Genomic DNA, 4,120 nt, shown 5'->3' on the forward strand with positions numbered 1-4,120 from the left:
AAAAAAATACTCCTAAACAGGAGTATGAATATGAGTATCTTTAGAAATAAGGTTTGTAATCACTTGTGCAGCTTCAGCTATATCGCTAAAAGTATCTACTATATCCCTATCTGGATAAGTTAATTGAAAAATTTGTTGGGAATTAATAGTTAAGGATCTTAATTTTAAAATTCGAATTCCATTTGAAGTAAATGTATGGGTAATATCTACTTCGCGAAAATCACACAATGTTGAAAGGAAATTTTTCACATGCTCGATTGTCATTTCAGTCTCCTTTCCATAAATGGGAAGTGACTAATAACAGTCGGGTAGGACCCAAATATCCTTACTTTTTCTAACTATAACATCAGAAAGTTTGAATGTATATTCTTATCATGTTACAAAAAGTTACAAAAATAGTGCGGCACAGTACGAATAAACCAGGAAGGAGCCAACTCATGAAAGGACTAGCCGGACTAAGGAAGATTGTGGAGGGCCAAAAGACAGTTTCAACAAAACGGTTAAAACCTTTGCTGGATGAGATTCAAAGTTCCTATATCCAAACGGGCAATAAGGTGAAAAGCCAGGCAGAGACCATTAGGAAAATCAATAAAAAATACAGTGTGGTAAATTCCAAGGCGGCAAGATTATCGGTCCATGTTCAAACTCACGAGGATCTTAAAAAGGCTCATTCAGAATTAAAGGCCAAACATAAAGCAGCCATGAAAGAACTCCATCATTTTAGATACAATAAGAATCGCATTTAAATGCCCATAGAAGTGTTTTAGCTTCTTGGAAGGTAGAAGCTTGCGAAATTTATTACGACCTCGTAAAACGTATATACGGGGGCGTAAAATGATATTAAAATAAAAAGGAGAATGATTTATGACTAAAACTACATTGAACGTTCTATTTAAGAAAATGCAAAAGGATGACAAAAAGGAAGTGCTGGAGTTTCATGTTCAAGGTAATGAGCTACCAAACACTCAGGAGCTTGTCGGTTTAGCTGGATCGATCGTTATCCTTAATGTTGAGGAAAGCAAAGCCGGTACTTTCAATGCTGAATTTGTATCCGTTCAGAAGGATTCCAAGAAAACCACCCTCAAGTTTAATATCAAAGGCGATTCAGATGACAAGGTAATCAAGCTTTACCCGCACGCTGGAAGAAGCGTCACCTTGTTTATGGAGCCTTCTCAAATGTCTGTAGATGATTTCTATGATGAAGATGATCATGAAGGAGTCGAGTACAAGATTGAAAAAGACGGTACCGCGAGTGTTTCCCCAAATCAGATGACTTTGGATGATGTGGCCCAGGACGAAGAGAACGAGGATCAAGTTGACTCAGACAAAACAGATGATGAGGAAAACGATGATCCGTTTGGTCAGGTCACCCTAAGTGATGACGATTCTTTAGAATAATTATTTTGGCCCCGGGCTCCGGCCTGGGGAACCTCTTTGGAAAATGGGGGAAGAAGATGAGCTTTGAATTGCCGGAATTAGACAGAAAAGAAACCCAGAAAGCTGTTGAACAAGCGCTAGAGAAATATCGTTTATATAAATACTTAATCTTTGAAGAACGTGAATCATCAGTTACTGCAAGTGCAGAGGAAAGATTTCATGGTCCCACTAATATGACAGGTGACCAAACCGGTTCTATTGCTATTTACAACGTTGATCAACAGGCTTATAGGAAAAACTTCTGTGAACGACTGGAACGCGCTGTAAGCCGGCTGCCTAAGTTGGAGAAGTTCCTAATTGAAGAAAGATACATGCAAGAAGATTCGGATTATCTAACCGATTACAATACGTACTGCTTTAAATTTCAACCAAGCATTTCAGAAGGAACATATACAAAAATCCGTTGGAAAGCTTTTTATAAGCTCGCGCTCAATTTAAACATAGCCGTAATTATTAGAGGGGAGGGATGAGGATGGCAGCATTAGACAGGGATAGCCTACCGGAAGCACTGGAACCAAAACACGTACAAGAGATATTAGGTATAGGTCGAAGCCAGACTTATGAATTATTCAATAATCCTCCCTTTCACGTAGTCAAAATCGGAAGGATATACAAGGTATCTAAAATCACTTTTTTCAAATGGTTAGATGGAGAACAGGGAAATTAGTTCCTTGTTCTTTTTATTTTGACATGATAGTATTGCAGTAATTAAAAGTCAGTAGCGTGGTAGGTTTTTGGTAGGATACTTGGTAGGAATGAGTAACATTCAACATAACTAGAAAACATTCCGATAATTATCTAACCGTTGGAAACCCTATTACAAAGGCTTTTAAGTAACAACATAATACTAGAAAGCACAGCAATGTGTTGATAGTGTCCTTCGGGGTCGGGTGAAAATCCCAACCGGCGGTGATGAAGCAATTCTAAGCCCGCGAGCCTGATAAAGGCAGGATTTGGTGAGATTCCAAAGCCGACAGTACAGTCTGGATGGGAGAAGGACGTGTGGAACCCAAGTGTATACGTACGCCTAATTTTCAGAAAATGAAAAAATTAGGTTTCTTAGGTATACAATTTTTTTCACTCATTTCTCCTGCTAACTCCTTAGGCTTTCTAAGGGGTTTTTTATATTTCATAAAAGGGGGAAAAGCATGTTTACGGGAATCATTGAGGACATCGGTACTGTTCATTCCTTGAAAAAAGGAAAAAGCAGTATGGAGTTGACGATTCGTTCCGAAAAAATTCTTGAAGATGTTCATCTCGGGGATAGTATATCAGTCAACGGCGTCTGCTTGACGGTAACTTCTTTCACGAAAAGTTTATTTGCCGTCGACGTAATGCCAGAAACGGTCAAGGCTTCCACGATCCGGACGTTAAAAGTGGGTTCACCCGTGAACCTCGAGCGCGCCATGAGTGCGGGGGGAAGGTTTGGTGGACATTTCGTTTCAGGTCATATCGACGGTACCGGAACAATCATAAAAAAAGAACGAAAAGAAAATGCCGTTTATTATGTCATCCAATTGGAAGAAGGGCTAAGTGCCTTTTGCATACCAAAAGGATCGATTGCCATTGATGGAACGAGCCTGACGATTTTTGGGATTGAGAGAAACCTTTTAACAGTTTCTTTGATCCCCTTGACTCATATGGACACCATATTAGGGCAGAAAGCGGCTGGAGATATCGTTAACATTGAAAACGACATGATTGGGAAATATATTGTACATCAAATGAAAAAAGGCGACTCAAAACCAGGACTGAATCTAGAGTTTTTAGCAAAGCACGGATTTTAAGACAAGGGCGGTGTAATGGATGTTCCATACGATTGAAGAAGCAATTGAAGAGTTGAAAGCTGGCAAGGTAGTAATTGTATCAGATAATGAAGATCGGGAAAATGAAGGCGATTTTGTTGTACTTGCTGAAAAGGCGACACCGGATGCGATTAATTTCATGGCGACTCATGGACGAGGTTTGATCTGTACAACCATAACTGGAGAACTGGCGGAAAAGCTGAGTTTGCATCCTATGGTCGGGGAAAATACCGACCAGCATGGAACGGCTTTTACGGTAAGTGTCGACCATAAAAATACGACTACAGGAATCAGTGCCTTTGAAAGGTCCTTGACCATTCTGGAGCTTCTTAAAGAAGATTCGGTTGCTGGGGATTTCCATAGGCCCGGCCACACTTTTCCGATAGTCGCTAAAGAAGGCGGCGTACTTAAGCGGGCAGGGCACACGGAGGCTTCTGTGGATCTGGCCAAGTTATGCGGTGCCAAACCAGCTGGGGTCATCTGTGAAATCATGAATGAAGATGGGTCGATGGCACGGGTGTCCGATTTAGAAGTCATCGCCGATAAATTCAATTTGAAATTCATAACGATTGCTGATTTGATTCAGTACCTTCAACAAGCCGAAACAACCGAAAAACAGGAACTGGAACTGAACGTTCAAAATTCGTAAGGTTTAAAGCATGAACAAAAAATTAAACGTTTTATAAAATAGGAGGAATTGGGATATGGGGAACATCATTGAAGCACAATTAATCGGATCAGGTTTGAAAGTGGGAATCGTTGTAGGAAGGTTTAATGAATTTATCACAAGCAAGCTTTTGGGCGGGGCGTTGGACGGCCTTAAGCGTCATGGCGTTGATGAAAATGATGTGGATATCGCTTGGGTTCCTGGTGCTTTC

At 40.4% G+C, this 4,120-nt stretch carries 7 protein-coding genes, 1 pseudogene and 1 riboswitch; of the genes and pseudogenes, 7 read left to right on the forward strand and 1 reads right to left on the reverse strand.

What is annotated here, in order from left to right; translation table 11 throughout:
* Positions 1-12 precede the first annotated feature (12 nt).
* On the reverse strand, positions 13-264 hold the full coding sequence (locus CVN76_RS24410) for a hypothetical protein (protein WP_100530535.1): 252 nt from the start codon (positions 262-264) through the stop codon (positions 13-15).
* A 173-nt stretch (positions 265-437) separates the two neighbouring features.
* Here CVN76_RS24410 and CVN76_RS24415 point away from each other — a divergent pair, with 173 nt between their 5' ends.
* The 7 genes and pseudogenes from CVN76_RS24415 to CVN76_RS24445 form a co-directional block, all read left to right on the forward strand.
* A complete protein-coding gene (locus CVN76_RS24415; protein WP_100530536.1) occupies positions 438-746 on the forward strand; it encodes a hypothetical protein in 309 nt (102 codons plus the stop codon).
* A gap of 118 nt (positions 747-864) precedes the next feature.
* Positions 865-1,398 carry a hypothetical protein gene (locus CVN76_RS24420; RefSeq protein WP_100533390.1) on the forward strand — a complete coding sequence of 178 codons (534 nt, stop codon included), beginning with the start codon at positions 865-867 and terminating at the stop codon, positions 1,396-1,398.
* A 56-nt stretch (positions 1,399-1,454) separates the two neighbouring features.
* Positions 1,455-1,907 carry an ArpU family phage packaging/lysis transcriptional regulator gene (locus CVN76_RS24425; protein WP_100533391.1) on the forward strand — a complete coding sequence of 151 codons (453 nt, stop codon included), beginning with the start codon at positions 1,455-1,457 and terminating at the stop codon, positions 1,905-1,907.
* Between the two features lie 2 nt (positions 1,908-1,909).
* Complete coding sequence (locus CVN76_RS24430; protein WP_232732459.1) at positions 1,910-2,104, forward strand: helix-turn-helix domain-containing protein; 195 nt, start codon at positions 1,910-1,912, stop codon at positions 2,102-2,104.
* Positions 2,105-2,309: 205 nt separating this feature from the next.
* Positions 2,310-2,440, forward strand: a riboswitch (FMN riboswitch).
* A gap of 145 nt (positions 2,441-2,585) precedes the next feature.
* Positions 2,586-3,224 carry a riboflavin synthase gene (gene ribE, locus CVN76_RS24435; RefSeq protein WP_100533393.1) on the forward strand — a complete coding sequence of 213 codons (639 nt, stop codon included), beginning with the start codon at positions 2,586-2,588 and terminating at the stop codon, positions 3,222-3,224.
* Between the two features lie 19 nt (positions 3,225-3,243).
* Positions 3,244-3,879 (forward strand): annotated as a pseudogene (gene ribB / locus CVN76_RS24440) (3,4-dihydroxy-2-butanone-4-phosphate synthase); the annotation flags it as partial.
* Between the two features lie 67 nt (positions 3,880-3,946).
* Positions 3,947-4,120, forward strand: a 174-nt coding sequence (locus CVN76_RS24445) for a 6,7-dimethyl-8-ribityllumazine synthase (RefSeq protein WP_198512643.1), incomplete at its 3' end; no start/stop codon positions are given.

The sequence above is a fragment of the Bacillus sp. mrc49 genome (assembly GCF_002803435.1).

Excerpts from the sequence above, each read along its gene's own strand:
- CVN76_RS24410 (WP_100530535.1), bottom strand. The coding sequence starts at position 264 with ATGACAATCGAGCATGTGAAAAATTTCCTTTCAACATTGTGTGATTTT.
- CVN76_RS24415 (WP_100530536.1), top strand. The coding sequence starts at position 438 with ATGAAAGGACTAGCCGGACTAAGGAAGATTGTGGAGGGCCAAAAGACA.
- CVN76_RS24420 (WP_100533390.1), top strand. The coding sequence starts at position 865 with ATGACTAAAACTACATTGAACGTTCTATTTAAGAAAATGCAAAAGGAT.
- CVN76_RS24425 (WP_100533391.1), top strand. The coding sequence starts at position 1,455 with ATGAGCTTTGAATTGCCGGAATTAGACAGAAAAGAAACCCAGAAAGCT.
- CVN76_RS24430 (WP_232732459.1), top strand. The coding sequence starts at position 1,910 with ATGGCAGCATTAGACAGGGATAGCCTACCGGAAGCACTGGAACCAAAA.
- ribE (WP_100533393.1), top strand. The coding sequence starts at position 2,586 with ATGTTTACGGGAATCATTGAGGACATCGGTACTGTTCATTCCTTGAAA.